Source organism: Streptomyces buecherae, assembly GCF_014295035.1.
Classification (GTDB): Bacteria; Actinomycetota; Actinomycetes; order Streptomycetales; family Streptomycetaceae; genus Streptomyces; species Streptomyces youssoufiensis.
This window is the reverse complement of sequence record NZ_CP060404.1, coordinates 817,800-843,464: the sequence shown is the minus strand read 5'-3', so window position 1 is coordinate 843,464 and position 25,665 is coordinate 817,800. Positions and strand designations below refer to the sequence as shown.

The 25,665-nt window shown below is 68.8% G+C and carries 21 protein-coding genes; 9 read left to right on the top strand and 12 right to left on the bottom strand.

Annotated features, from left to right (window positions below; genetic code table 11):
- Positions 1–3 precede the first annotated feature (3 nt).
- Complete coding sequence (locus H7H31_RS02895) at positions 4–909, bottom strand: hypothetical protein (protein ID WP_187064676.1); 906 nt, start codon at positions 907–909, stop codon at positions 4–6.
- A gap of 197 nt (positions 910–1,106) precedes the next feature.
- Here H7H31_RS02895 and H7H31_RS02890 point away from each other — a divergent pair, with 197 nt between their 5' ends.
- Positions 1,107–4,208 (top strand): Tn3 family transposase, encoded by a 3,102-nt coding sequence (locus tag H7H31_RS02890; RefSeq protein WP_187064675.1) that lies wholly within the window; start codon positions 1,107–1,109, stop codon positions 4,206–4,208.
- Positions 4,209–4,520: 312 nt separating this feature from the next.
- Here H7H31_RS02890 and H7H31_RS02885 read toward each other — a convergent pair whose 3' ends face one another.
- From H7H31_RS02885 to H7H31_RS02875, 3 genes are read right to left on the bottom strand one after another with little or no spacing between them, the layout of a single operon-like run.
- Positions 4,521–6,440, bottom strand: coding sequence for a hypothetical protein (locus H7H31_RS02885; protein WP_187064674.1), 1,920 nt, complete (start codon positions 6,438–6,440; stop codon positions 4,521–4,523).
- Positions 6,437–7,015, bottom strand: a complete 579-nt coding sequence (locus H7H31_RS02880) for a hypothetical protein (RefSeq protein WP_187064673.1) — start codon at positions 7,013–7,015, stop codon at positions 6,437–6,439. The genes H7H31_RS02885 and H7H31_RS02880 overlap by 4 nt, the downstream gene beginning before the upstream one ends.
- Complete coding sequence (locus tag H7H31_RS02875) at positions 7,005–8,093, bottom strand: dsDNA nuclease domain-containing protein (protein ID WP_187064672.1); 1,089 nt, start codon at positions 8,091–8,093, stop codon at positions 7,005–7,007. The genes H7H31_RS02880 and H7H31_RS02875 overlap by 11 nt, the downstream gene beginning before the upstream one ends.
- Before the next feature lie 656 nt (positions 8,094–8,749).
- On the opposite strand from H7H31_RS02875, the gene H7H31_RS02870 reads away from it, so the two are divergent.
- The 3 genes from H7H31_RS02870 to H7H31_RS02860 all read left to right on the top strand — a co-directional run bounded on the left by H7H31_RS02870 (position 8,750) and on the right by H7H31_RS02860 (position 10,961).
- Positions 8,750–9,379, top strand: coding sequence for a tyrosine-type recombinase/integrase (locus H7H31_RS02870; RefSeq protein ID WP_187064671.1), 630 nt, complete (start codon positions 8,750–8,752; stop codon positions 9,377–9,379).
- Between the two features lie 232 nt (positions 9,380–9,611).
- Positions 9,612–9,818, top strand: coding sequence for a helix-turn-helix domain-containing protein (locus H7H31_RS02865; RefSeq protein WP_187064670.1), 207 nt, complete (start codon positions 9,612–9,614; stop codon positions 9,816–9,818).
- Positions 9,819–9,872: 54 nt separating this feature from the next.
- Positions 9,873–10,961: a tyrosine-type recombinase/integrase gene (locus H7H31_RS02860; protein WP_187064669.1), complete on the top strand. Its 1,089-nt coding sequence runs from the start codon at positions 9,873–9,875 to the stop codon at positions 10,959–10,961.
- A 50-nt stretch (positions 10,962–11,011) separates the two neighbouring features.
- Here H7H31_RS02860 and H7H31_RS02855 read toward each other — a convergent pair whose 3' ends face one another.
- Both H7H31_RS02855 and H7H31_RS02850 read right to left on the bottom strand, forming a co-directional pair.
- Entirely contained in the window at positions 11,012–12,652 is a 1,641-nt protein-coding gene (locus tag H7H31_RS02855) for a hypothetical protein (protein ID WP_232109653.1), read from the bottom strand.
- A 913-nt stretch (positions 12,653–13,565) separates the two neighbouring features.
- Positions 13,566–14,822: a cytochrome P450 gene (locus tag H7H31_RS02850; protein ID WP_232109652.1), complete on the bottom strand. Its 1,257-nt coding sequence runs from the start codon at positions 14,820–14,822 to the stop codon at positions 13,566–13,568.
- 350 nt (positions 14,823–15,172) lie between these two features.
- On the opposite strand from H7H31_RS02850, the gene H7H31_RS02845 reads away from it, so the two are divergent.
- Together H7H31_RS02845 and H7H31_RS02840 are read left to right on the top strand one after the other, a co-directional pair.
- A complete protein-coding gene (locus H7H31_RS02845; RefSeq protein WP_187064668.1) occupies positions 15,173–16,303 on the top strand; it encodes a type III polyketide synthase in 1,131 nt (376 codons plus the stop codon).
- Positions 16,300–16,863 carry a cupin domain-containing protein gene (locus tag H7H31_RS02840; protein WP_187064667.1) on the top strand — a complete coding sequence of 188 codons (564 nt, stop codon included), beginning with the start codon at positions 16,300–16,302 and terminating at the stop codon, positions 16,861–16,863. The genes H7H31_RS02845 and H7H31_RS02840 overlap by 4 nt, the downstream gene beginning before the upstream one ends.
- Before the next feature lie 281 nt (positions 16,864–17,144).
- Here the strand turns inward: H7H31_RS02840 and H7H31_RS02835 are convergent, their stop codons facing one another.
- The 6 genes from H7H31_RS02835 to H7H31_RS02810 form a co-directional block, all read right to left on the bottom strand.
- Positions 17,145–18,113, bottom strand: a complete 969-nt coding sequence (locus H7H31_RS02835) for a pirin family protein (protein WP_187064666.1) — start codon at positions 18,111–18,113, stop codon at positions 17,145–17,147.
- 218 nt (positions 18,114–18,331) lie between these two features.
- Positions 18,332–19,117 carry a phosphatase PAP2 family protein gene (locus H7H31_RS02830; protein WP_187117725.1) on the bottom strand — a complete coding sequence of 262 codons (786 nt, stop codon included), beginning with the start codon at positions 19,115–19,117 and terminating at the stop codon, positions 18,332–18,334.
- Positions 19,118–19,237: 120 nt separating this feature from the next.
- Positions 19,238–20,170, bottom strand: coding sequence for a M56 family metallopeptidase (locus H7H31_RS02825; RefSeq protein ID WP_187059619.1), 933 nt, complete (start codon positions 20,168–20,170; stop codon positions 19,238–19,240).
- A 184-nt stretch (positions 20,171–20,354) separates the two neighbouring features.
- Positions 20,355–20,528 (bottom strand): DUF6191 domain-containing protein, encoded by a 174-nt coding sequence (locus H7H31_RS02820; RefSeq protein ID WP_187059618.1) that lies wholly within the window; start codon positions 20,526–20,528, stop codon positions 20,355–20,357.
- A gap of 170 nt (positions 20,529–20,698) precedes the next feature.
- Positions 20,699–21,091 carry a VOC family protein gene (locus H7H31_RS02815; protein ID WP_187062669.1) on the bottom strand — a complete coding sequence of 131 codons (393 nt, stop codon included), beginning with the start codon at positions 21,089–21,091 and terminating at the stop codon, positions 20,699–20,701.
- A 203-nt stretch (positions 21,092–21,294) separates the two neighbouring features.
- A complete protein-coding gene (locus H7H31_RS02810; RefSeq protein WP_187062668.1) occupies positions 21,295–21,978 on the bottom strand; it encodes a glycerophosphodiester phosphodiesterase in 684 nt (227 codons plus the stop codon).
- 391 nt (positions 21,979–22,369) lie between these two features.
- On the opposite strand from H7H31_RS02810, the gene H7H31_RS02805 reads away from it, so the two are divergent.
- The 3 genes from H7H31_RS02805 to H7H31_RS02795 are packed head-to-tail and all read left to right on the top strand — an operon-like array spanning position 22,370 to position 25,649.
- A complete protein-coding gene (locus H7H31_RS02805) occupies positions 22,370–23,767 on the top strand; it encodes a DUF6421 family protein (protein WP_187062667.1) in 1,398 nt (465 codons plus the stop codon).
- A 35-nt stretch (positions 23,768–23,802) separates the two neighbouring features.
- Positions 23,803–24,582: an SDR family NAD(P)-dependent oxidoreductase gene (locus H7H31_RS02800; RefSeq protein ID WP_187062671.1), complete on the top strand. Its 780-nt coding sequence runs from the start codon at positions 23,803–23,805 to the stop codon at positions 24,580–24,582.
- Positions 24,561–25,649 carry a threonine aldolase family protein gene (locus H7H31_RS02795; RefSeq protein ID WP_176165217.1) on the top strand — a complete coding sequence of 363 codons (1,089 nt, stop codon included), beginning with the start codon at positions 24,561–24,563 and terminating at the stop codon, positions 25,647–25,649. Before H7H31_RS02800 ends, H7H31_RS02795 begins: the two co-directional genes overlap by 22 nt.
- Positions 25,650–25,665: the final 16 nt, after the last annotated feature.

The window sequence follows — 25,665 nt, the reverse complement described above, 5'->3', positions numbered from 1 at the left end:
TTTCTACTTTCCTGCCAGGAGTCGGATGGTGCGGGGACGCTGCTGCAAGACCCGGTCGGCCCAGGAAGCGACCGAGTCGCGGATGGACTCGACGGACTCCCAGACCTCGGGGTCGTTGACGTCCACGAAGTCCTCAGGACCGAGCAGCAAGATTTCTCTGGCCTTGTGGACCAGTCCGAAGTAGCGGATGGTCCAGTCGGCGTGCGGGTCGCGTTCCTCACTGCCGACGAGCTCATCGAGTAGGGCTTCGTCCGCGCTGGGAGCCGGTCGCATCTGTGCGCGGACGTAACGCGCGACGTCCTGGTCCTTCAGCACTTCCCGCACTGCGGGCTCCCGCAGCACGGCCAGCACTGCCGCCGGACTCTTGGTCAGCTCGGCCAGGACGGCCTCGCGAACTTCTTCTCGGTCGAGCTGCGCAACGATCTCTGCGGGAGGCTCGGCTCCGCTCGCCAGGCCCAATGTCAGGCGGTACTGTGCCGCATCCAGTGAAACGGGCCATCCCGCCCGCTCTGCAGTGTCGAGTAGTTCGAGCAGCAACGTGATGCGTCGGGCCCGCTCTTGGGGATCGGTGACGCAGGCGGTGGTCACGCACCTCCACGGGACGTGGACGGCGGAGGCGAGCAGGCGTTCGCGAAGTGCGGTTCCTGCGAGGCGCGTAACCCGAAGGTATTTCTCCAGTGTCTCCGTCGCGTACCCGAGCTGGTGGGCCAGCTGTTCCAAGGCGATGCTTGCGCCGGGTGCTGTCCCGTCGGCGATCTCGGCACAGACGTCACCGAGGCCAAAGCGGGCCGCCAACTGTGCCCGTGATGCCCGGATGTCCGTCTCGGCGAAGGTTCTCGCGCGTCTGAGCTGATCCTCGGTGTAGCCGGGACCGGTGGTCCCGCCCGGCTGGATCCATACGTTCTCCATGGCCGAGGACCGTAAGCGGCCCCAGCTGCCGTGGGCGCCACGTATCCCCGGATCGGACCAGCCGAAATTTCTTCGACGACGAATATTGCAGAACCGTGTGCTAGGCGCTGAACCGGTGGCGCAGCCGTTTGACTGACCGCGCCGCATGCCTTGAATCTGCTCGTCGTCGTAGTCGGATTTGCAGCGAGGCGTACAAGATGAGCACCAGCCCGAGCTATCCCCTGGGCCGGGATTACCCGTCGATCCCCGAAGGAGGCTTGCCAGCGGGCCTGCTGGCCTTCTTCGACCTCACCGAGTCCGAGGTCGAACTGATCCTGACCAAACGCGGGCCGCAGAACCGCTTGGGCTTCGCCATCCAGCTCACCTGCCTGCGGTCCCTGGGCCGACTCCCCAAACCGCAGGAGATCGCTTCCCTGCCACGGCCGGTCGTGGAACACGTGGCGGCCCAGCTCGACATCAGCGACGGCGTGGCCGTCCTGAGCACGTACGGTTCGCACGACGGGCTGACGCGGCGCCATGCAAAGGAGATCCGGTCGGCCTGCGGCTGGAAGCCATACAGCAAGGGCGAGGCAGCGCTGAAAAGCATGCTGGTGTCGCGCGCCACGTACACGGAGGAAGGAGTCAAGGCCCTCCTGCGGCGCGCGGTCGCCTGGCTGCGGGAACAGCGCATCGAACTGCCCGGCGAGAGAACCCTCACCGATCTGGTCCGATCAGTACGAGGGGCGACCGACCAAGAGATGTGGCAGGCACTCTTGGCCCCGTACGTGGACCGGCTGTCCGAGCTCGATCGACTGACCGCAGTCCCGGACAACGAGCGAAAGTCGCCGCTGGCTGAACTGCAGCGAGGGCCGGGCAAGCCCGCCTGGACGAACCTCGCGCGCGCCTTCGCCCGGAACAACGAGGTCCAATCGCTGGGGCTGCCGCCCGCGGACACCCGCGTCTTCTCTCCCCGACGCCTGTCGTATCTCGCCCGGTTTGCCACAGAACATGAGGTGCAGAGGACGAAGCGGCGTGCCGCGACGGTGGCAACAGTTGCCCGCTTGACCGAGACCACTGCGGACGACGCGGTCGACATGCTGGTGCACCTGATCGCCAATGACCTGATCGGAAGAGCGCGACGCAAGACCGAGAAGGAGCGATCCGCGATCTTTCCTGACCTGGCCCATTCTGCCGCCGTCATGAGGGAGGTAGGGAAAGACCTGCTTGACGCGAGACACGAAAAGGTTGACACCGAGACGGGAGAGATCATCCCTCCTGTGGCAGACACCATGACGGTGCGCGAATTCCTCGACCAACTTGAGGACCTGCCCGCGTTCGAGGCAGCCGTCACTGTGGCGGGCGAACTGGCTCCTGCGATGGGATCGGATTCGGAGGAGGCTCGCCGCACCAAAATGATCAAGCGGATCGATCTCCTGAAGACGTACCTGCCGCACATCGTCGGAGGGCTGGCGTATCGGCATGGCACGCCGGAAGCCAGACATGTGCTGGACGCTCTGTGGTCGCTGACCGACCTGATCGACCGCCCCGCCATCAGCCGGGCCGAGGCCGACGAGCGCCTGTTGACCGGGTCGTGGAAAGAGTTGGCCCTCCGTGCGCCGCACCTATCGCCCGATATGGTTGACACCGCCGCCTACGCCTTCTGCGTGGTGGAGCGGTTCTACTCCCGCCTCCAGCGGCGCGAGATCTTCGTCGAGGGTGCATCGAAGTGGGGTAACCCGGAAGCGGACTTGCCGTCGCCGACGGAGTGGGCGGCGTTGCGGGCCTCTGTTTCGAAGAGCCTGGGGCTTCCATTGGACGCGGTCGCCCACCTGAAGCGACTGGGCCAAGAGCTCCACACCAAGACCCGCGCGATCGCGGAGCGCCTGCCGAAAGACCGACAGTTCCAACTTAGTGACGGTGGCCGGCTTGTCCTGTCCACGGCGCCTCTTCCCCAAGATCCTAGGCTGCGCAAGGTGACCGCGGAACTCGCGGGCTGGTTGCCCAAGGGGGACCTTCCGCAACTCATCCTGGAAGTTCTCACCTGGACCAAGGGCACCGAGGTCTTCACGACACCAAGCGGCGAGCCCCCACGGCAATGCGACTTCGATATCACCCTGTCCGCCGCACTGGTCGCTCTTGGCTGCAACGTTGGCGTCGAGGCGGTCGCCGGCAACTTCCCCGCACTCGACAGAAGGCACATCACCTACGTCATCGACAACTTCCTGCGACCGGATTATCTCGAAGCATTGAACAACCGCCTGCTGGCTCGGCAATCACAGCTCGCGGTCGCCGCATCGTGGAACGGCGGCCACATGGCATCCGTGGACGGCCAGCGCATGGTTGCACCTCCGAGCGCCATCCAGGCCCGCTTGTCGCCACACGGCACCGCCCACGTCACTCACCTCACCCTCCTGTCGGATCAGGCCATGGGACTCACGAACAAGGTCGTCGCCGGATCCGTCCACACCTGCTTGCACGTACTCGACGTCCTCAACGACCGCCGTACCAGCGCCCTCAAGGCCACCAGTACTCGGAGTCAGAACCGTCAGCAGGAGCACCAGAAGATCGTCGCAGAGGCCAGCCCACACCAAGAGATCATCTTCGGCCTGCTCGCACTCTCCGGCTACACCTACACCCCTACAGCCGCCGACGTCACCGACATGAGCCTCGCTCGTATGGACACGGCGGCTGACGAGGACTACGGCCCCCTGCAGCACGTCACCCGCAACAAGATCGACTCCGCTCTCATCGAACGACACTGGGACGACATGCTGCGTCTCGTCGGAGCGGTTCACCTCGGCCGCGTGCGGTCCGCAGACGCGATCCGCATGGTGATCCGAAACGGCAGCCCCACCCCCTTGGGCAAGGCACTCGCCCACTACGGGAAGATCTTCAAGACCGCACACATCCTGGATCTCATCGACAATCCCGATTACCGCCGTCAGATCGAAACACAGAGCAGCCGCCACGGCCAACGCCACGAACTGGCCGCGAAGATCTATCACGGCACCGAAGACCGCATCCACCGCTACCAGACCGGGATGGAGGAACAGCTTGGTGCACTCGGGCTGATCGTCAACATGGTGGTGCTGTTCAATACCGCCTACATCGACCTGTTCCTCCAGAAGAAGGCCAGCCACCTGCGGCCCGTTCCCGACGAAGTCGTCCGGAGCCTGTCCCCCTTCCTCTATCGGCACATCCACATGAAGGGCCGATACGCCTTCGAGATGCCCGAACTCTCCGACATTTCCATGCGGGCCGTCGAAGACTTGGACGAAGGCCCTTACGACGTGACGGACGACAACCTTGTCGCCAACTGACCTGCGGCGGGTCCGCATGTCTCCCGCAACACGGTGTCACCTCCACGAACGACACGGCGGAGGAGCGGCGAATGCGTCACCTTTCGTCCGCTCCGCACTATCTCCTTCTTTGCGCGTTCGGTCACGGCAACCAGGGACCCCCTCTGATCTGCACCGATGGGAGCTATCACACGGTTCAGCAATCTTCGGCGTCGCAGGGCTGTGCCAGAGCATCCTGCCCGGAACTCGCGGTCAACGCAGCCGGAGGCGTCGCAGGACCCGGGAGTATCCGGCAGGTCGACCGCGAAGACATCAACACTGCTGCAAGTCTGCCTACGGCGCCTCATACTCCGTGGGCATGCGGATTACCTGAATGGTCGCCGGGTCCCGCGGTACCGGAACGGCCTGGGTGCTGATGACCTGGGTGCCCGTGGCCTGAGCTGCGTTTGCCAGATCTCGCAGGACGTCGTCGACCACGGTGTTGCCGATGCCCTGCTGGTATGGGTTGTCCAGGAGCAGCAGGCCGGGGAAGGCGGCTTCTTCGTCGAGGTCAGATGCCAGGAAGAGAGTGGCGTAGCTGTAGGCCAAGAAGAAGAGCACCTTTGTCTCTGCCCCAAGGGCTTGATCCCAGGGGCGGGTGCCGACGTAAAAGGTGAGGTCACTGTCATTGATGGTGATGGCGCCCTTGACCCAGCCACGTTCACGGTAGCGGTGAAGAAATTCGTTCATGCGCTCGGCGAACACGGCGCATCGTTCGACAGAGGTGAGCGAAGCCGTGGCAACGGCGGCTGGCTCTTGGTCGAGCGCGTCGACGGCTTGTTGTGCAGCGGTGACGGCCTGACTGGCTACCAAGCGGCGTTGGAGGATTTCTTCGATAGCGGGAAAGGCTGTCATCTTCTGTTCGAGCTGGGCGATCTGGCCGGCCAGGTTCTCGAGAGTGGCCATGAAAGGAGCCAGCTGCGCGGCGCGTTGTTCATTGATGCGGTGCGCGAGCCGTATCTGTTCCTCTTGAAGCTCCGCTCGGCGGGTGCGGGCTGTGTGCAGATCGACGGCGGTGCGGGCGATGATGTCTTCGAGGTCGGCGAGTTCCGACTTGAGCGACCGGATCTCCACTTGTGCCCGACGGCGACGCTGGTCGTCGTTGACCGGTTGGAAGCACAGGTAGCAGGCGCTCTCGTCGTGTTCTCGGTGTGGGTCGACCCGTTGCTCGCACGCCGGGCAGAGCCGTACGGGGAGGGCGTCGAAGATCTCCATGGAGGCCATGAGGCGTTCCATGCGGGCTACCTCAGAGGTGACCGTTTGGGCGGAGTAGGCGTGTTCGCTGCCGAGTTGTTCGAGCGCGACGACTTCGTCCACCGCGAGTTGCAGCCGCCTGGATATGTCTTCATACAAGCTCGTCAGGGACGAGTCGTATCCAGCTGCCGTCTCGGTAGTAGACGTTCCCTGCAAGAGGCTGTGGATCTCCTGCGTTAGTTCGTGACGTCGTTGGCGAACCCCGTCGAGTTGGGAAGTGACCTCGTCCCGGGCGGCCGCTACTTGGTCGAGGGTGCGGGCGACGGGGATGCCGAGCCGTTCAGAGATGGCGGTGACGGCCTGCAAGGTGCTGTCCTGCACGTCGCGCTCCACTGCCTGGGCTACGGCAAGGCGCCGCTTGGCCTGGGCGACGGCGAAGTCCTTGGTGTCGTACCGGGAGCGGGCGAAGCCGAGGAGCATGCTGACGGCGCCGCGCCGGATGAATTCCTGTTCCTTGTTGGCGAAGGTCGTCCAGGATTCCTCGTTGCGGTAGAAGTGGCGCAGCAGATTCCGGAAGGATAGGGGCGTCAGTTCACTGGCTGTAGCCGGGTGAAGGCCCTTGGGTATGCGCAGGTTGGGCCAGCCCAGGTCGCGCAGGATCCAGTCGGAGAAGTCGGCGTCGGTCAGCTCGTCTCCGTCGACGTACACCTTGTTCATGCGCCCGTGCTGGAGGAGACGAGTCAGGACGCGAGGGTGGCCGTTGAGCCGTATCGCGGTGGAGACCTCGATGTACTCGTCGGATACGGCGGCACCGAGAGCATCGATCATCCCGCCACGGTCGCCGAAGCAGTAGTCGATGACCTTCAGCGTGGTGGTCTTGGAGCTGTTGCGTGGCCCGCTGAGGATGTTCAGCACGCCGGTTCCGAAGGCGTACTCGTCGATCTCTGCGGTGTTGTGGACGAGCTTGACGGAGCCGATCCTGATCCCGCGGTCGGGGTGGGCGGTCACGGGCTTTGTCATGGCCGGATCTCCTGGCGGAAGGGCGCGTTGCCGACCTCGTCTGGGAACAGGTCGTAGATCAGGTTTTTCAGGTCAGTACCCGACATCGCAGCCAGATTTCCTCGCATGGCCTGACAGCGCCGCACCAGCGGCTGGAACTGGGCGGCCTCGGTGAGGCGTTGTGCGGTCCTCTTGCCGGCGGCTTTGAGTTTCACTCGTTCAACCCGGTGGCTTGTGATGGTCACGAGGTCCCTGGCAACGAGGAAGGCGAGGAACTGCCGGTAGCGCTGGTCCCAGGGCCCGTAGCGGTAGCGGATCATCGGTGCCTCGACCTCGGACGAGTCGGGGGCGAGAAACACGGTTTCGGTATCGACGGCTTCCGGCATCGCGGTGTGGGCCCGCTCCAGGAATCCTGGGTAGCGCACGAAGAAATCAAGCTTGGCGAACTTCGTCCGTCCCTCGATGTAGGGACCGGGCTCCTCACCACAGAGGTAGATGAGCAGCAGGAGCCGTGTTGCGTGAAAGTCAGGGGAGTCGTCCGGGTCCCAGGCGCGATACAGCGGGGGCACCACGCTGCTGCCGATCTTATGAGGCATCGGCGTACCTGCTCTGGCAGCGTGCCGTGATGTCGGAAAGCACCGCGTGGGCCTCAGCGAGGGTGAACTGCCGGCTGGTCACCTCGGGCAGCTCGCTCACCGCCACAAGCGTCTCAAAGTACGCCGCCGAGCCGGCGTCGAGACGTCCGGCGCGTCGTTTCGCCATCGTGAGCGTGCAGATGGCGTTGATCTGATCGGCTAAATCGTCGTACGCGCGGCGCCGGGTACCGACACTGGCGCGGTAGGTCCGGCGGTAGGCGAGCATGGCATCGTGCTGGGCTTCCGCCTCGGGCTCCGGTATTTCGGCAGCCCGCAACTTGAACTTGAGTTTCATCAACAGTTCGGTGGAACCGTCTCGCCGTCGCCCAGTTGCTCTGCGCACGCTGTCGTCCAGTGCGCGGCCGAAGTCGTCCGCAGTGAAGGTTCTCGGGCGCAGCTCAAGTGCGCTGCGGGCTATGTACCGGGAGATCAGCCAGATCATGACCTCCTCGACTTCCTCGTACAGCGGTTTCTCGCCCAGGCATGCTTCCACCAGTGGCGCCAGTCTCGTCATGGCCTCGGCCTCGACCTGGTCGATGGTGCGCGCCTCTACCAGAACATCCAGACGGTCGACACACCATCCGATGTCCCTGCTGTCCGGCAGTTGTACGCCTCCGAGTCTCCTGACGATGTCCGCGCGGGCGTCCGCGCTCACAGGGCCGCGAGGACGATCACGTTCCGCGACGAACTCATAAAGGTCCCGTTGAGGCGTCTCGTTGACGATAAAGGTGAACCGAGTGCCGTCCGGCAGCGGCTTGCCCAGAAACAGCTTGCCCAGGTAGCTGCTGTCTGCGGCCTTCTTCTCCTCCGGTCGGCAAACGTTGGCGATACTGTGGCGCGTCCCGGCTTCCTCGACCGTCTTGACCTGCCGGTATACAGGTGCACCGTCTCGATGACACAGGATGTCCTCTAGGTCCTCCCACGAGACCGCCGTCCACTGCCCTTCAAGCATGTCCAGGCAGTCCAGCAACGTGACGGCATCCTGATATGCGAACCCCCGCCTGCTCCGGCGGCCGCCGTCAGCAGGCGCGAGGGTCACGGCCGCCTCGTGTGCACTGACGCACGGCACTGGACCTTCGATTCACGGCAAAATGGCCTGCACGCACAGTTCCCCCAAAAGCCACTTCGGAGCATGCAGTAGATCACCGCGTCACCCAGAACAGCAACGGTCGTGCAGAACATCAGCCTCGCTCCGCGTCCGTGCCGCTACAGACGCAGCTCGGCCGGAGAAGTGAAGGTGGCTGGCTCAATCGTGGGCCATGAGCCTGGCATGCCGATTCCCTCGACGGCGAGGCGTTTGACTGTTGAGGCAGGGCGAAGGCGTAGTCCCGCTCAGGGTGATAGAGCAGGCGCTTAGAAGGCGCCTGCTCTGTTCCTCGCCGTGGACAGCCAGCCGAGCGTGTTGATGGTGGCGGTCCAAATGATGCTGGGGCGTGCTGATTCGCCGACGGCAGACACGTTTAGGGCGCAACGGACTGGAATGACGCGGCGAAGCAGGCAAACCTAGAACGGTCTGGAGAAGCGCGGCTACGACCAGCCATTCCTGCATACGCCTGGATGCAGTGAGCGCCGTATCGGGCGCAACATAGCCGACGATCGCCGGTTAGCCAAACCGGCGATTCCTCCGACCATTGAACCTGTCGCGCTGATCCCACGCGTGACGCATTCAGTCATTTCCCCTGAGGAGTCAGAGCCGTGTCTGTCGAGGTCATGGACGAAGAATGGTTGCTCTCTGAGGAGCAGGTTCGAGCACTGCTCGGTTGGGTGCGTGGGCAGGCGGGTGCTCATCGCTCGGTGTACCCCTTCATGCGCATGGTGGCCGAGCAGGCTCTGCGTCCGAGCGAGGCTCGCGCCCTGCGAGTGAGTGACGTGATGTTCCTGGAGCGTGACTTGGGTAAGTTGGCGGCCCGTAACAACGGGATGGCGAGGGAGATTCCCCTCCAGCCGCAGGTCTCCGTGTTCCTGCGTGAGTGGATCAGTGAGTCTGGCCTGCATGACGCCGATCTGCTGTTCCCCGGTATGCGAGGTGGGCCGGTCTCGGCTTCCGTATGTCAGCAGATGTGGCGACAGGCCCAGGAGGTCGTCCTGCCAAGGGACGCGCTGTACTCGTGGCGCCTGGGTGAGCCCATCTCCATCCTCCGTGATTCCTGCCTGGTGAAGTGGCTGAGGATGGGCACCTCTGCCGTCACGGTTGCTGAGTGGGCCGGCGTGACCCCGAGTTGGCTGGCGCTGCGTTACCCCCACTGCTTCCGCACGGAGAAGGTCGAAATCGACTGGGGTCACTTGGCCGAAGCCATGGCTCTTTCGGACGCGCTCAAGTCGTAATTCTCGCCCCGCGCTCTGGCTGACAGCCCGAGCCCGTGCGCCACCAGCTCATCTCTCCTACATCGGTCGTCCTCGCTCCCACGAAGCCGTCACGTGATCATCCTCCCTTTCGTCGGAGGCCCTTCGTGACGCGATCCCACTGCCCTGGCAGGGCTGGTTGACCGCTTTGGAGCCCCGACGCCCCTGCCGACTTCGCGGGCGCCCAGCCCACTCTCACCTCGAGGTCACCTCCATGCCTGCACGCTTGTTGTCCATCCCTGCTGTCGCCGCCGCCCTGGACGTCGACCGTCGCACCGTCTACCGCTTCATCGCTGCCGGCGACCTGCCTGTCGTCGACCTCCGTACCGGATCAGGCCGGTCCCGAGTACGGGTACCAGTGGCCGGCCTCGACGAGTTCATCAGCCGCCGCGCCGTCGTACCGCCGACAGCCCGCCGCTGACCCATGCCATCCCGGCCCCGTTGAACAAGGAGCAGAGCCTCGTACCTCCGCAAGTTGAAGTCCGGCAAGTGGCAGGCGACCGTACGCAACCGGGCAGGAGACCGGTTCAGCGAGTCGTTTCCCCTCAAGGCGCAGGCCCGCGCCTGGGGCATCGAGCTGGAGACCCAGTTCGCCCGCGGGGGGATGCGCGACCCGCGGGCCGGTGAAATGTCGTTCCGCGAGTGGCACGACCGGTGGTGGAACGCACGCATCGTTGAGCCCCACACGCTGCGCGGTGACGCCTCCAGCATTAAGAATCACGTCATGCCCTACTGGGCGGACTGGGAGATGCGGGCCGTCACCCGTATGGACGTCCAGAGCTGGATCCGGACCCTGGTCGAGAAGGGCACGGGAGCCTCCGCGATCAAGCGGGCCTACAACCTGACGTCCTCCATCATGCGCGCGGCCGTCGACGACGACGTCCTGGCGGTAACCCCATGCCGCAGCATCGACCTGCCTCAGATCGCGGTCAAGCCGCCGCAGTGGTTCACGCTTGACCAGGCGCAGAGCATCCTGGACGAACTCCCCGCCGCATGGCGGACGATGTGCCTGCTCGGCTTCTACACCGGACTGCGCTGGGGAGAACTCTCTGGCCTGCACAGCCACCGCATCGACCAGCGCCGCTCGCGCCTGTTCGTGGTGGAGGTCAACACCAAGAGCGGCATCAAGGAGTATCCCAAGAGCTCCAAGAGCCGTAGAGAGGTCCCGCTCCCGCCCCACGTCCTGGAGGCACTCGAACGCCACATCCACCGGCTCGACCGTGACGCGCTCGTCTTCACCACCATCACCAAGGGTCGGTCCGGCCGACGCCTCGACGACGGAAACTGGCGCCGGCAGACCTGGTGGCCCACCGTCGAAGGCGCCTACTACTTCGACAGCGACGGCGAGCAGCAGCTCGTCCCGCACTTCCCGCCACACTCCATGCGCCACACCTGCGCCTCGTGGCTGGTCCAGAAGGGAGTCTCGCTCTACGAGGTCCAGCACCTCCTCGGGCACGAGAGCTTCCAAACGACCCAGCGCTACGCGCACCTTCAACCGGATGCGCACAAGGCCGTACTCGGTGCCTGGGAGCGCCTCGACGCTCCGCTCACCATCGCCGCATGAATGACCCTCCGCCCTGTCCCTTCACGGACAGGGCGGAGGCGTTTGCCTGATCAGGGGTACTGTGTGACCTCCTCTTCGGGCGGCATCCAGCGCCCTTTGCCGTCGAACGGCCAGGGATGGGTGTAGAGATCGCCCTGCAGGAGTTCGCGCAGAGCCTCGCGGCTGGCCGGCGGATCGGGCGGAGCCACCAGCGGCGCGCACAGTGGATCAATCCGGTCTGCGTATGCCTCAGCCCACTGCAGCCACTCCAGTTCTTCCGCCGCAGCGGACGCGCCGTCGGCCCTCGTGCGGGCGGCGCGGCAGAAGGCGCGGATCTCATCGGCCCGAAGCCGTGCCCTCACCTGCTCGACCAGAACACCCGCTCGATGCCGCTCGAGTTGCCGCTCCCGCGCGTGCGCAACAGCCGCGTACCAGCGGCGTCGCTGCTCGGCCTTGCGGAGTTCCTCTTCCCGCTGCTGGCGTTCGGCCGCCGCGGCACGCTGTTCGAGATCGTGCAGAAGGTGTCCCAGGCGGGATTCCAGTGTCCACCGTGCGCTGTCCCTGTGGGTGTACGAATGCTGGTACCAGCTTTTGGCAGGCGCACCGAGTTCGAGGCGTCCGTTGAATTTGTGGTCGAACTTGGGGATACGAGTCCAGGGATTGCGCTGTTGTTGGCGGATCTGCTGAGCGGTCGGCTCGTGTGGCACCTTGGTCGTCTGCTCTGTGATCGCGAGCGGGAGCGCGTGTCCGCGGATGACGATGACCATCTGGTGTTCGGCTTGGCCGCGATGGTGCTCGGTCCGGGTCTCCACCTGGTAGCCGCGGCTTTCCGCCTCGGTCAGGAGGGCGTGCATGATCCGCAGGGCACGGTCGGCCTGCTCCCGTGACACATGCAGAGGGATAGCCTCGGGCGTCCCGCGGGTGTCGACTACGGTCTTGGACCTCCCGAGGGCCTTGCGTGTGGCCCGGACGAGCTGATGAGGACGGTGCAGTACGTCGGGGACGTCGATGGTGGGCACTGGCGGCGGTTGCGCAGCCTTCTCGGCTTCCTCGTCGACCAACGTGAAGACGCAGTCACCACGCTGCCGTCCGGTCCAGCGCAGCTTGTGCTCTCCCGGTACGTGACCGTGATGGAGCGCGTCGTAGTAGGCCGCACGCCACCGTCCTCGGGTCCGCGGTCCTGGATCAGGAACGGTGAGCTTCCCGGTGGTGGCGGATTGGAGGCGAGCGATCAGCTCGGATCCGTCGGCAGGAGCGTGCTCGGCCTGTTCGGCATCACCGGCCAGGCGCTCCTTCTCGGCTTGGACCTCCTTGGGATGCTTGCCGTGCTTGAGGAAGTAGCGGCCGTCCGAAGTCACCACTGCGACGTGCCCGCTACCGCGCCAGCTCCGCTTGATCAGCCCACGCTGCTCAAGCGCCCAAGCCGTGCTCGAACTCTTGGGAGCGATGGGCACGGCACCGGACGCTGCAGCAATCTGGCGGAGCATGTCAGCCTGCTGTTCGGTCAGCGTGTACTTCACGAGCTTCGGCTCCACCTCGACGAGCTGCGGGCAGACCACCAAGGTAGAGCCGATGAGCAGCGTCGGAGCGCTTCCCCTCGCCCATTCGGGTTCTCCCAACCGAACCTGGGCGCGATGAGGCCATCCAGAGGTGTAGGCGATTGCAGGGGCGGCGGCAGTAATCTGCATGGCGAGGCCAGGTGTGTTCTCCACATTACGACGCGGGGCAGCGGCCAGTACCGCCCTCATTGATCGTGACCTCGTGCCGGCGCTGCGGACTCGGTGGGAGGCGAGCTAGGGAAGTCCGGAGGCCCGAGACGTGGCGCGGGTCACGATGTGTGTCCCAGCGTCCAGAGTGAGCGGGGGCGGAGCCTGCAGGGTGAGCTGGTTGCCGCAGTTTGCTGCGTCCTGAGTGGGGCGGACTCTCGGCCTTGACGCTCGTTTGACGCTCTGGGCGCCTGCGCGAAGGTGGATAAGCTGAGAACCTCACTCTGACCTGGGCTTTTGCCTGATCCATTCAGACCGACATCTTTCCGATGACCCACCGCGTCGAGTGCGTCGCCTTCTTTGAACCGGCCGACCGGCCCCCCGGGCGCGGCGACGCCTCACCGCCGGGCGTCGCCGCGCCCGACGGTGAGGCGTCGCTCCCGGGGAGACCCGCGGCGGCCCGTCCCCGAGGCAGCGGTGCGGGCCCTGGCCGACGGACGCCGGACGACCGCTGCGGCAACGTGTCCCCAGCTCCGCGGAGCACCGGCGCGACGGTTGGCGGCGGCGGGCGCGGGTTGGGGCGGCGATCAGCAGCAGAAGGCCCCAGGCATCCTGGTCCGTGCACGCCGCTCTGTGATAGAGCCCGGTTGCGCGGTCGTGGCGGTCGACGCCATCCCCGCCCACGGCGACCGGCCGAGGAGTACCACCGGATCGCGACCGAACGCCGGATCCGTGCGGTGGTCACCGGCCTGGGCGGAGCACTGGCCGGCCCGTGGCAGCCGCGGCGATCACCGTCTCGGTGGAAGCGGACGGAGCCCTCGCCGGGAGCGAGCTCGTCGGGGCCTCGCGAGCGGCTTTCCTGAGCGGGGCGTCGCCGTGCCGGTTCGCCGGGGACCGGGACCGGGGCTCCAGCGGGTCCTCACCAACGCACCGGGAGCGCTTCGGGTCCGCGGATGAGCACCTCTGTCTGCCAAGGCACCTCCTCGGGCGGCACGGCCAGTCGAAGCCCGGGCCAGCGGGCGAGTAGGGCGGCCAGCAGGATCTCGGCCTCCGTGCGGGCGAGGAGCGGGCCGATGCAGAAGTGCGGGCCGTGCCCGAAGGCCAGGTGCGGGGGGCCTTGGCGGTCGAAGTCGATACGGTCGGGTTCGGGGTAGACCTGGTCGTCCCAGTTGGCCGCCACGTACGACACGTAGACGAATTCGCCCTTGCGGACCAGCGTGCCTCCGACACGCACGTCCTCGGTGGCGACGCGGGGCTGCCCGACGCCGTGCTTGTGCGGGATCCAGCGCAGCAGTTCCTCCACGGCGCGCGGTACGAGGGCGGGTTCGGCGCGCAGCCGGTCGGCGAGGCCGTCGTGGGTGAGGAGGGCGAAGACCATGTTGGAGGTGTTGTTGCAGACGGCGTGCCAGCCGTTGAGGCCCATCAAGGTGGCCAGGGCGAGCAGTTCCTCCTCGTCGATGCGTCCGGCGTCGACGGCGGCGACCATGGTGCTCATCAGGTCCTCGCGCGGCTGGTGGCGACGCTGGTCCGCCAGTCGCCGGAAGTACTCTCGGGCGTGCTCCTTCACCTCGCGGGCCCGTTCGGCCGCCGCCGCGTCGGAGGCTCGGGTGAGCAGGATCTGCGCCCAGTCGCGTACCTGGGGCAGATCCGCGGTGGGCATGCCGAGCACCTCGCCGATGGCGGTGAGCGGGAAGGGCGAGGTGACCGCGCCGACCAGGTCCAGGGGCGGTCCCGCGACCTCGGCGGCGTCCAGCAGGCCGTCCACGAGCTCCTGCAGGCGGGGGCGCAGCCGGTCCATGGCGCGCTGGGTGAAGGCGGATGCGACCACGGCCCGGACCCGGGCGTGGTCGGGCGGATCGACGAAGCTGACAGCCCGGTCCAGCGGAATGAAGTGCTTGGTCATCTTGGGGATGGGCAGGCCGACGATGTCGCGGCTGAAGCGGGCGTCCGACGTCACGAAGCGGACGTCTTCGTAGCGGGTGACCAGCCAGCAGTCGCCCTCGCCGTGCGGCAGCCGGATGCGCGAGACGGGAGCGTCGGTCAGGGAGGCGCGGAGGAAGGGGTCGAAGTCGAGCGCCGGGAGGTCGTGGGCGTCGTACGTCCGTACCCCGGACGCGGGGCAGGCGTGCGCCGGTTCGTCCGGACGCTGCGTTCCGCTCATCAGGCCCTCGCTCACGCCACCACTCCTCGCCGTCATGCGTTCGTTCACCGCCGCCGTTCGGTGACGGCGGGGCGGCCGTCGCGTACCGGACCGCCACACGCCTGCCTCACCCGGAAAGGTGCAGATGCTACCTTACCCGGTCAACTCGTGCTCTAATGCAAACACATGGCAGAGACCACCCTTGTGCGGCCGGAGCACTCCGCCGCCCCACCCTCCGTCGTGCCGAGCGGACGCGAGCGGTGGACACGCCCCTCCATATGCGCTTGTTGTGTGAATGTCAGCAAATGTTCCGAGGGTGGGGTGTCCTGCCCGTTCCCGGGCGCGGCGACAGCCGTGCGTGCGCCCCCATCGCCCGAGGTGATCCCATGCCCACGTTGTGCCGTCCCGCCGTCGCCGTTCCGGAGTTCGTCATCACCCAGGGGGAGACCCTCGCCCTGGCGCGCAGACTGCACCACGATCATCCGCAGCTACCACTCGCGTTGCGTCTGATCGGCAATACCGGGGTGCGCGAGCGCCATCTGGTGCGCCCCATCGAAGAGATCCTCCAGCACCCCGGCTTCCGCGCCCGCAACGACATGTACGTCACACAGGCCAGGGCCCGGGTCCCCGCGGTGGTCGAAGAGGCACTCGGCCACGCGGGCCTCACGGCGCGCGACATCGACCTCATCGTCTTCGTGTCCTGCACCGGTTTCACCATGCCCTCGCCGACCGCCTGGCTGATCAACACGATGGGCTTCCGGCCCGAGACCCGGCAGATCCCCATCGCCCAGCTGGGCTGCGCGGCAGGCGGCGCCGCCATCAACCGCGCCCACGACTTCTGCACCGCCTACCCCGGCCGCAACGCCCTCGTGGTGGCCTGCGAGTTCTCCTCGCTCTGCTACCAACCCACCGACCTCGGCGTGGGCAACCTGCTCTCCAACGGGCTGTTCGGCGACGCCGTCGCCGCGGCCGTGGTGCGCGGCGAAGGCGGCACCGGCGTCGAGCTGCGCCATAACGGCAGCCACCTGGTGCCCGACACCGAGGACTGGATCGCCTACGACGTCCGCGAGACCGGCTTCCACTTCATGCTCGACAAACGGGTGCCCGGCACGATGGAGCAACTCGCTCCGGTTCTGGCCTCGTTGGCCCGCCAACACGGCCAATCCGCCTCCGCCATGGACTTCTACATCATCCACGCGGGCGGCCCGCGCATCCTCGACGACCTGTGCACCCATCTGAAGGTCCCGCCGACGTCGTTCCGTTTCAGCCGCGCCACACTCACCGAGTACGGCAACATCGCCAGCGCCGTCGTGCTGGACGCCCTGCGCCGCCTCTTCGCCGAGGGCGGCCCCGGCGTCGGCGCCCACGGCATGATCGCGGGCTTCGGCCCCGGCATCACCGCCGAGGTCGCACTCGGCACCTGGACCAGGGCCGAAGCCGCCGCCCGCACCCTGAACCGGCTCCAAGACGGGCTGGCGGACAGCGAGGACCTCGACGGACAGGGGGCCCTCGTATGACCGGCCCCGGCCTGAGGACGGGAAGCGGCCAGGGGCTCGTGGTACCGCCCGGCGCAGGTCGCGTCCTGGCCGCGAAGGCCCAGCACGTCACGTACAAGGTGACCGGCGAACACTCCGCCGCCGCCTCGACCTTCGAGGTGCTGGTGCCGCCCGGCTTCGATGTCGGCGCACACGCCCACGCCCACAGCGAGGAACTCTTCTACGTGCTGGAGGGCGAACTGGACGTGCTCGCGTTCGAACCTCGGGTGCGCACCCCCGACAACTGGCGCTCCTGGGAGTCGCACGCGGGACAACGGAGAACGAGAGCCACCCCCGGCACCCTCATCCACGTGCCGCAGGGCTGTCCGCACGCCTTCGCCAACACCAGCGGTGCGACGGCGAAGATGCTGTTCCAGTCCTCCCCACCGCCCGCCCACGAGCGCTACTTCGAGGAACTGCTCGACATCCTCACCTCCGGCGCGCAACCCGCCGAGCGCGAGGCCGCGATCGACGCCCTCCGCGCCCGGTACGACATCGAGCAGATCACACCCCTGCGCTACGACCCGCCCGGTCCCCGATAAATCCCGCGCCACCTCGCCGGTCCCCGGGAGGGGCGGCGGCGCCGGCTGCTGGCCAAGCGCACCGACGGCATCCAGACGTTCAGCTCGGCCGTCACCCGGCGGTCGCGCGCCCACGGGGCGGTCAGGCGGTTCAGGGAGCGGGAGGTGTTCGCGCCTGATCTGTGTTGCCGCTGACTTCACCCGTTACGACGTACATGCCGTGCGGTAGCACAGGCGGTCGATCCACCTGCGTCTGCGACGCGCAGCCGCCGCCTTACGGCTCGAAGCCAGAAAACACCAGTTCAGCGCGTACGCCCCCGCGCCTTCAGCGGCACCGGCGGCAGCTCGGGGGCAGGTAGCGGCGCGCCCTCGTACGGGCTGACCTCGCCGAAGCGGGTGCCGGATACCCAGTCCTCGCGGGCCTGGGCGATGTCCTCGTGGGTGCGGCCGACGAAGTTCCACCACATGACGATGCGCTCCTCGAACGGCTCGCCGCCCAGCAGCATGAACGCGCTGTCGACCGTGGCCCGCAGGGGCAGTTCCCGGCGACCGCAGCCGAGGTAGAGCAGGGAGCCGGGGGCCAGGCGGACGCCGTCCACCTCGGCCTCGCCGGACATCGTCAAGGCGGCGTACTCGAAGTCGGGTTGGAGCGGCAGGCGGGTGTCGGTGCCGGCGGCCAGGGTGATGTCGGCGCCCATCAGCGGGGTGAAGGTGGTGCCGGGGGAGCGGGCGCCGTCCAGGTCGCCGAGGATCACCGTGGCGCTGAGCCCGCCACCGCCGCTCACCTGGGGCAGCTCCGCGTGGTGTTCCCACGACGGGGCGGTGTGCCGGTGGGCGTCGGGCAGGGCGACCCAGAGCTGGGCGCCGTGCAGCAGCTTCGCGTGCTCGCGCGGGGACTGTTCGGCGTGCGCGATGGCCCGGCCCGACGTCATCAGGCCCAGTTCCCTCGGCCGCAGGACTTGCTCGCTGCCCAGGCTGTCCCGGTGCAGCACCTCCCCGTCGTGCAGCCAACTCACCGTCTGCAGGCCGATGTGCGGGTGCGGCGGCACCTGCATGCCGGGCTCGCGCTCGATGTCGTCGGGCCCGTAGTGGTCGACGAAGCACCACGCGCCCACCATGCGCCGCCCCATGCTGGGCAGCAGCCGGCGGACCTCGGTGCTCTCGCCGAGCATGACCGGCTTGGCCGCCAGGAGGTCACGCACGGGTCGCGCGGTGACGTCGGCGCGCCCGCCGCAGACGGTCGGGGCGGGACGCAGATCCAGGTTGCTCATGGGGAGCACTCTGCCACGCCACCGCCCCGCGCCGAAGGCGCCGTCGAGCAGCGGTCGCGACGCGGGGCCGACGGCGGCCGGCGCCGTCCGGAGGGGCCGCCGGGCGTGGTCGTGTACGCGGCGGGTGAGACCGACGCGTACGGCTCGCGGTGGCGGGCCGTCGGCCGGCGTCGCTGGGTCGGGGTGGCCGGGTACGGCCCGTGTCGCGCGTGGCCGCGCTACGTGCCGTGCGGTCGGTCCGCGCGCGGAGTCGGGTGCTCCGTGGCGCGGTCCGGCGCTGGCGCGTCCGCCTTCGGCGCGGGGTCGGGTGCCGGGTCCGCCGCGTACGGGTACAGGAGGATGGCCACCGCCGTGAGCGCCAGGCCGATCAGCCAGCCGGCCAGTACGTCGGTCGCCCAGTGCACGCCCAGGTAGACCCGGGTGAAGCCGACCCCGAGCACGGAGACCGCCGCCGTCGCCGCGGCCAGTCCCCGCCACAGGCGGCGGACCGGGTGCACCGCGAGCAGCCACAGGAGCAGCCCACAGGCCAGGGTCGCGGTGAGGGCGTGGCCGGAGGGGAAGGCGGCGTAGTGCGCGGAGTCCACCGGGTCCGGCCACCTCGGTCGCTCGCGGCCGACCGCGGCCTTGAAGCCCTGTTGGAGAGCCGTGCCGATCGCGGCGGTCGCCGCCAACCACAGGGCCACCGGCCAGCGGCCCCGCCACAGCAGCCAGCCGGCCACGACGGCGAGCAGCGCGCGCATGGTCCACGGGTCCCAGACCCAGTCGGAGAAGACGCGGTTGGTCCGCGTCCAGTCGTCGTGCGTCACGGCGGAGCGGTGCAGTCCGCTGGCGATGTCGCGGTCCACGGACAGCAGCGGCCCCCACTCGGCGGCGACCAGCACGAGCAGCACCGCGAACAGTCCACCCCACACCGCCGCGGCCACGGCCCAGCCACGTCGTGGCACGGGCGGCCGGGGTGTGGGACGGGCGGGACGGCGGGCGGCGGGGCGGGGCGGCGGTCGCATGGAGGAATGATCGCGGATCGGAGGGGCGAGCGGCAGCCGGTCGTACGGGTATCGGGTCACTCGCGTGCCGCGCGGCCCCTCACCGTCCCGCGCGCCGCGTACATCGCCGCGTCGAGTCGGCTAACCCAGTGCGCGCAGCGCCGGTACGAGGGTGACCAGCACCGGGACCACCGGCACTAGGGCCGCCGCAGCCGTCATCCGCCAGCGGCGGGCCGTCGTGAAGCGCTGCCCGGGAGCCAGCAGGCGGTTGACCCGGCGCGGCACCTCGGCGACCCCGGGGCAGGGGCCGAAGACGCCGCGCTCCTCGTTGAGTTCGACCAGCGCGAGGGCGATGGCCAGTCGGCCGAAGCGACGTGACGCGACGTCGTCGGCGGCCAGTTCCACCAGCCGGTGCACCTGGTCCCGGAACGCGGCGAACACGGGCACCTGCGGGAAGCCGCCGGCCAGCGCGGACGAGGCGTTCAACAGCCAGTGGTGGCGGGCGTGGGCGTGCCCCTCCTCGTGCGCCAGCACGGCGTCGAGCTGCCGCTTGTTCAGCCGGCGCAGCGCGGCCGTCGTGATGACCAACTGTGGCGCCGTACCCGGCAGCCACCACGCGTCGGGGCGGTCACCCTCCAGGACGACCAGCCGGTTGCCGCTGGACTCCTCGCCGGGCAGTTGGGGGGAGCGGACGAGCAGGTCCGCGCGGCGCTGCTTGCGCTGCGCCCGCGAGCCGCGCACCTCTCGGGTGAGCATGACGACGGTCCACACGGCGCCGCAGGCCAGGACGACGGCCACCGGCGCGGCCCACGGCCCGTAGGCGGTGAGCGCGTACGCCTCCATGACGCCGTTCGGCGCCGGGGCGAAGATGTTGCCCCGCACCGCCTCCCAGGCCGCCGCCGCGCTCAGCGACATGGCCAGCGCGCAGCACATGATGACGCCGACCACCACGCACTGCCACACCCACAGGGCGAGCACCGGTTCGCGGTCGGGCCAGTCGGAGCGGGTCAGCATGCGCGGCGCCAGGGCCGCGGCCACTGCTCCCAGCGCCAGCAGCGCCAGCGGGACCATCATGTCGCTCAGCCTATGAGGGGCTGGACGGGCGCCGGTACGGTCACAGCGCCGAAGTGACGCACGACACGCGGGGTGGCGGGTTGCGGAGTGCAAGCCTCCGCGTGCGACCCGCCGCGCGGCGGCGCCCCCCGCGGCGAGCGTCGGGGCACGGCTGCGGAGTGGTGTGCGTGTCGGGTGGGTCGCGCTAGCGGGTCGGACCCGGCGCGCGGCGTATCGTCACCCGGCCCGAGGCGAGGTCTATGGGGCCCCGGCCCGGGTCGCCGTCGCCGATGTCGTCCAGGCACAGCTCCAGCCGGTCGCGTTCGTCCTGGGCGTGCTTGCGGCCGGGTGCGAACAACTCGTCGACCAGGTTGAACACCGTGACCTCCCCTGTGACTGCGGCGGCCGAGCCGCCCCGGCACGAGGTGTCGGCGCGCTGGCTCTCTCGCGAGCGTACCTGGGGAAGCTCCGGGGGCGGTGTGGGTGTGATGGGGGTGACGGGGGGCCGGGGTTGGACGCGGGGCGTGCCGGGGCGGGGGAAGCTGGACGTCAGAGACCGGGGCGGTAGCGCAGTGGGTGGTCGACGGGGACCTCGACCAAGACGATCTTCACGCCGTCGGGGTCGGCGATCCACATCTCCACCAGCCCCCACGGCTCCCGCAGCGGCGGGCGCAGCACCTCCACGCCCTGCTCCGACAGCTCCTTGTGCGCCGCCGCCACGTCCGGAACCTGGAACCAGAGCTGGAGGCCGGGCGCGGGCGGGGTGTCCGAGCGTCCGGAGACCTCGAGGAAGCCGCCGCCCAGGAAGTAGACGGTGCCCCGCTCGGGCCCGGTGCCGAACTCGCGGGCGACCTCAAGGCCGAGGGCGCGCCCGTAGAAGCGGCGCGAACGCTCGGGGTCGGTGGGCCGCAGGAGGACGCGGCTGCTCAGCACATGCACCATGCTCGTGACCCTACGCATCCGACGGCGCGAATGCGGGCGAATCCGTCAGTCGACGTAGCGCGGCCGGAATCGCCCCCTTGACGACATCCGCCCCGTGCGCCGCTCGCGCGCGCCCGCGCTCGGCGCACGCCCCCGCCAGTGGGCGGTCGTGGACGGGCGAGCGTGCTGGTGGGCGGGGCCGGGGGCCAGGTCAGGCCGCCAGGTCAGGCCGGGTCGCGCGGCGTGTTCTTCAGCTCCGGGTAGTCGGTGGTGATGCCGTCCAGGTCCATGCCGTGCGCGACCTGGAGGTGCTCGGGCGTGTTGACGGTCCAGGCGGTCACGCGCAGGCCCGCCGCGTGCGCCCGGTCCACCAGCTCCAGGGTGAGTCGGCGGATGTTGAGGGCGAGCAGGCCGGCCTCCGCGGCCAGGGCGCGGTCGATCACGTCGAGGCCGTAGCGGCTGGCCACCAGGCCGGTGCGCACGTCGGGGAGCAGGGTGGCCATCTCGGCGACGGCCTCGTCGTGGAAGGAGATGACCTCGACGCGGTCGGTCAGGCCGCGCTCGGTGAGCACGTCGGCCAGCGCGCGGGCCGCCGCCGCGTCCTTGATCTCGGCCTGGATGGGGGCCTTGACGGCGTCGACGACCTCCTCGAAGACGGGGACCCGCTCGCCCTGGCCGGCGTCCAGCTCGCGCAGCTCGGCCAGCGTGAGGTCGCGGATGCGCCCGGAGCCGTCGGTGGTGCGGTCCACCTCGGCGTCGTGCATGACGACCAGCGCCCCGTCCTTGCTCAGGTGCAGGTCCAGCTCGATGACGTCAAGCCCCTCGCGATCAGCGCGGACGAACGAGCGCAGGGTGTTCTCGGGCTCGACGCCCATGACGCCGCGGTGTCCGATGGTGAGGAAGGTCAACGCTGGCTCCTGGGGATCGGCGGCGCTCCGCGTGGGGCGGTGACGCGGTGGGCGCGGGGCGCCCGATTAGGCCGGGTTCGGGGCCTACGCCGCGCTCCGCGCGCGGGGCGGCGGTCAGCCTAACGGTCCCTTTCGTACGGACGGTGTACGGCGCGAAACCATCGGGGAACGGCGCCGGGCGGCCCGTCCCGAACCGCTGACGCGGGGTGGGCGGGCGTGGTGCGGAAGAGGGCTCCGACGGCTGATCTTGATCATCGGACCCGCCCGTGACAGGAAAATCGGCGGTCTAAACCGGGTGTGAGCAGGATAATTTTTCGAGGCCCCACTTGAGGCGGTGATCGCTCCGTGGATACGGTGGCCCCACGCGAGGTTCTTCCGTGGAGGAGTGATCATGACGAAAATTCTCGCGCCGGAGACGGCGATCGATGGCGTTCTGTCCGCGGAGCGCGTGGTGGAGCACCCGGCATGGGCCGTGCTGAAGGATGCCGTCGAGACCATCCGGCCGTGGCAGTCCAAGGACGGTTCGGTCGATCTCACGGCGGAGGGCGCGCCCACGGCCGACGCCCTGCGGCAGCAGGTCGAGCGCTGCGTCGCGGCCATCGGCGAGCTGGCCCCCCTGCTCCCGCACAACGCGGCGTACCACGAGGCGGTCGCCGCCGACCTGCGCCGCTGGGCCGACACCGGCTACGGCGTCCCGGACTTCCTCGACTCCCTGCTGGCCTTCCAGCCCGCGCGGCAGCGCGTCGACGGCCTCCAGCACCTCGTGCTCTTCCCGATGTACACGCAGAACGGGAACCCCGACCGCAACTTCGAGGCCGTCGTCCTGCGCGTGGTGTGGCCTCAGTGGCTGGCGGAGCTGGAGCGCACGCGCTACGACAACCCGCTCTTCCTCGGCATCACCTTCGAGGACTTCACCTCCGGCTACGACACCAACTCGGCCGTGCTCTTCCCGGAGACCATCGCCGTGCGCGAGGCGCCCGAGCGGTTCAGTTGGGGCGGCATCTTCTGCGACCGGGAGGCCGCGCGCTTCCGCCGGGTCAGCGAGGCGGCGGTGGAGACGCTGGGCATCGACCTGCCGGCCGAGGCCCGCGACCTGCTGGCCGACCAGCACCGCTGCCAGCAGGCGTTCGTCCTGTGGGACATGGTCCACGACCGCACGCACAGCCACGGCGACCTGCCGTTCGACCCGTTCATGATCAAGCAGCGGCAGCCGTTCTGGATGTACGGGCTTGAGGAGCTGCGCTGCGACCTGACCGCCTTCAAGGAGGCGGTGAAGCTGGAGGCCGAGGGCTACCAGCAGGCGCGCGACGTGCAGTACGCGGTGATCTTCGACCGGATGTTCCGCTTCCCGGTCACCGGCGGCCGGACGCGCAACTACGACGGCCTCGGCGGCCAGCTCCTCTTCGCTTACCTCCACCGGCACGACGTCGTACGCTGGACCGACAACACCCTGCACATCGACTGGGACCGCGCGCCGCAGGTCACCAACCAGCTCTGCGGTGAGATCGAGAAGCTCTACCGCGACGGCATCGACCGGCCCAAGCTCGTGCACTGGTTCAAGGCGTACGAACTGGTCGCCTCGTACCTCGCCCCGCACCCCGGCTCCACGTGGGCCAAGGGGCCCGACGCGCTCGATCTGTCGCTGCCGCCCCGCAAGCTGGTGGACGACGTGCTTCCGGACGAGTTCCCGCTGAGCATGTTCTACGAGGCCCTCGCGAAGAAGCTCAAGACCGTGATCGCCTCGACCAAGGGCATCACGGCCGAGAACGCGGACCGGGTGGCCGCGTGACCCCGTCCGAGCAGTCCGACCAGGAGGCGACGATCATGACCGACAACACGGCGGCCGGTGCGGCGGCACAGGGCAGGGGAGCGCTGGAGGGAGCGGTCGTCGCGGTGGCCGGAGCCGCGGGCCCCGCGGGGCGCGCCGCGCTGCTGCGGCTCGCGGAGGGCGGGGCCACCGTCGTCGCCGCCGACGCGGACGCGGCCCGGCTGGCCGAGGCCGTGGACGCCGCGCGGTACGCGCACGGCGGTGCCACGGTCACGGGCGACACGGTGGACCTGCTCGACCCGCTCGCCGCCCGCGAGTGGGCGACGCGCACCGAGAAGGAGTTCGGCCGCATCGACGGCCTGGTGCACCTGGTCGGCGGCTGGCGCGGCTCCGCGACCTTCGCCGAGACCGACCTCGACGACTGGAACCTGCTGCACGACCTCCTCGTCCGCACCGTCCAGCACACCTCGCTCGCCTTCCACGACGGGTTGCGCCGCAGCGCCAACGGCCGGTACCTGCTGATCAGCGCCGCCGGGGCCAGCAAGCCCACCGCGGGCAACGCCGCCTACTCCGCAGCCAAGGCCGCCGCCGAGGCGTGGACGCTGGCGCTGGCCGACGCCTTCCGCAAGGAGGGGGGCGAGGCGGGCCCCTCGTCCGCGGCTGCGATCCTGGTGGTCAAGGCGCTGGTGCACGACGCCATGCGAGCCGAGCGCCCGAACGCGAAGTTCGCGGGCTTCACGGACGTCACGGAGCTGGCCGACGCCATCGCCGGAGTCTGGGAGCAGCCCGCCCGAGAGGTGAACGGAAACCGCCTGTGGCTGACCGCGAAGCCGTAACGCCCCGCACGACCGACGCCCGTCGCCGACACGACCCGCGGGTACGCGGCTTCGCCAGCGACAACTACGCCGGCGCCCCGCCGGAGATCATGGCCGCCCTCGCCCTGGCCAACGAGGGGCACCAGGTGGCCTACGGCGAGGACGACTACACCGTCCACCTGCAGGACGTCATGCGCAGCCACTTCGGCCCGCTGGCGGTGACCTACCCGGTCTTCAACGGCACCGGCGCCAACGTCGTCGCCCTCCAGGCGCTGACCGACCGCTGGGGCGCGGTCATCGCCGCCGACTCGGCGCACATCCACGTCGACGAGTGCGGGGCCCCGGAGCGGGTCGGCGGTCTCAAGCTGCTCACCGTGCCCACCCCGGACGGCAAGCTCACGCCCGAGCTCATCGACCGGGAGGCGTACGGCTGGGAGGACGAGCACCGGGCGATGCCGCAGGTCGTCTCGATCACCCAGAGCACTGAACTGGGCACCCTCTACACGCCCGACGAGGTGCGCGCCCTGTGCGACCACGCCCACGAGCGCGGCATGAAGGTGCACCTGGACGGCGCCCGGATAGCCAACGCCGCGGCCTCGCTCGACGTGCCGATGCGGGCGTTCACCTACGCCGCGGGCGTGGACGTGCTCTCCTACGGCGGCACCAAGAACGGCATGCTGTTCGGCGAGGCCGTGGTCGTCCTGAACCCGGACGCCGTACGCGCGATGAAGCACCTGCGCAAGCTGTCCATGCAGCTCGCCTCCAAGATGCGGTTCGTCTCCGTGCAGTTGGAGGCGCTGCTGGCCAAGGACCTGTGGCTGCGCCAGGCCCGACACGCCAACACCATGGCCCAGCGGCTCGCCGACGGGGTGCGCGGCGTGGACGGCGTGGAGATCCTCCACCCGGTCCAGGCCAACGCGGTCTTCGCCCGCCTCCCGCGCGAGGTGAGCGAGCGGCTGCAACAGCGCTACCGCTTCTACTTCTGGGACGAGGCCGCCGGCGACGTGCGCTGGATGTGCTCCTTCGACACCACCGAGGAGGACGTGGACGGCTTCGTCACCGCGCTCAAGGAGGAGTTGGGCAGGTAGCCCGGCCAACCCGGCA

Excerpts from the sequence above, each read along its gene's own strand:
- H7H31_RS02895 (WP_187064676.1), bottom strand. The coding sequence starts at position 909 with ATGGAGAACGTATGGATCCAGCCGGGCGGGACCACCGGTCCCGGCTAC.
- H7H31_RS02845 (WP_187064668.1), top strand. The coding sequence starts at position 15,173 with ATGCCCACGTTGTGCCGTCCCGCCGTCGCCGTTCCGGAGTTCGTCATC.
- H7H31_RS02840 (WP_187064667.1), top strand. The coding sequence starts at position 16,300 with ATGACCGGCCCCGGCCTGAGGACGGGAAGCGGCCAGGGGCTCGTGGTA.
- H7H31_RS02830 (WP_187117725.1), bottom strand. The coding sequence starts at position 19,117 with ATGCGACCGCCGCCCCGCCCCGCCGCCCGCCGTCCCGCCCGTCCCACA.
- H7H31_RS02890 (WP_187064675.1), top strand. The coding sequence starts at position 1,107 with ATGAGCACCAGCCCGAGCTATCCCCTGGGCCGGGATTACCCGTCGATC.
- H7H31_RS02880 (WP_187064673.1), bottom strand. The coding sequence starts at position 7,015 with ATGCCTCATAAGATCGGCAGCAGCGTGGTGCCCCCGCTGTATCGCGCC.
- H7H31_RS02835 (WP_187064666.1), bottom strand. The coding sequence starts at position 18,113 with ATGAGCAACCTGGATCTGCGTCCCGCCCCGACCGTCTGCGGCGGGCGC.
- H7H31_RS02805 (WP_187062667.1), top strand. The coding sequence starts at position 22,370 with ATGACGAAAATTCTCGCGCCGGAGACGGCGATCGATGGCGTTCTGTCC.
- H7H31_RS02865 (WP_187064670.1), top strand. The coding sequence starts at position 9,612 with ATGCCTGCACGCTTGTTGTCCATCCCTGCTGTCGCCGCCGCCCTGGAC.
- H7H31_RS02825 (WP_187059619.1), bottom strand. The coding sequence starts at position 20,170 with ATGATGGTCCCGCTGGCGCTGCTGGCGCTGGGAGCAGTGGCCGCGGCC.
- H7H31_RS02800 (WP_187062671.1), top strand. The coding sequence starts at position 23,803 with ATGACCGACAACACGGCGGCCGGTGCGGCGGCACAGGGCAGGGGAGCG.
- H7H31_RS02815 (WP_187062669.1), bottom strand. The coding sequence starts at position 21,091 with ATGGTGCATGTGCTGAGCAGCCGCGTCCTCCTGCGGCCCACCGACCCC.
- H7H31_RS02885 (WP_187064674.1), bottom strand. The coding sequence starts at position 6,440 with ATGACAAAGCCCGTGACCGCCCACCCCGACCGCGGGATCAGGATCGGC.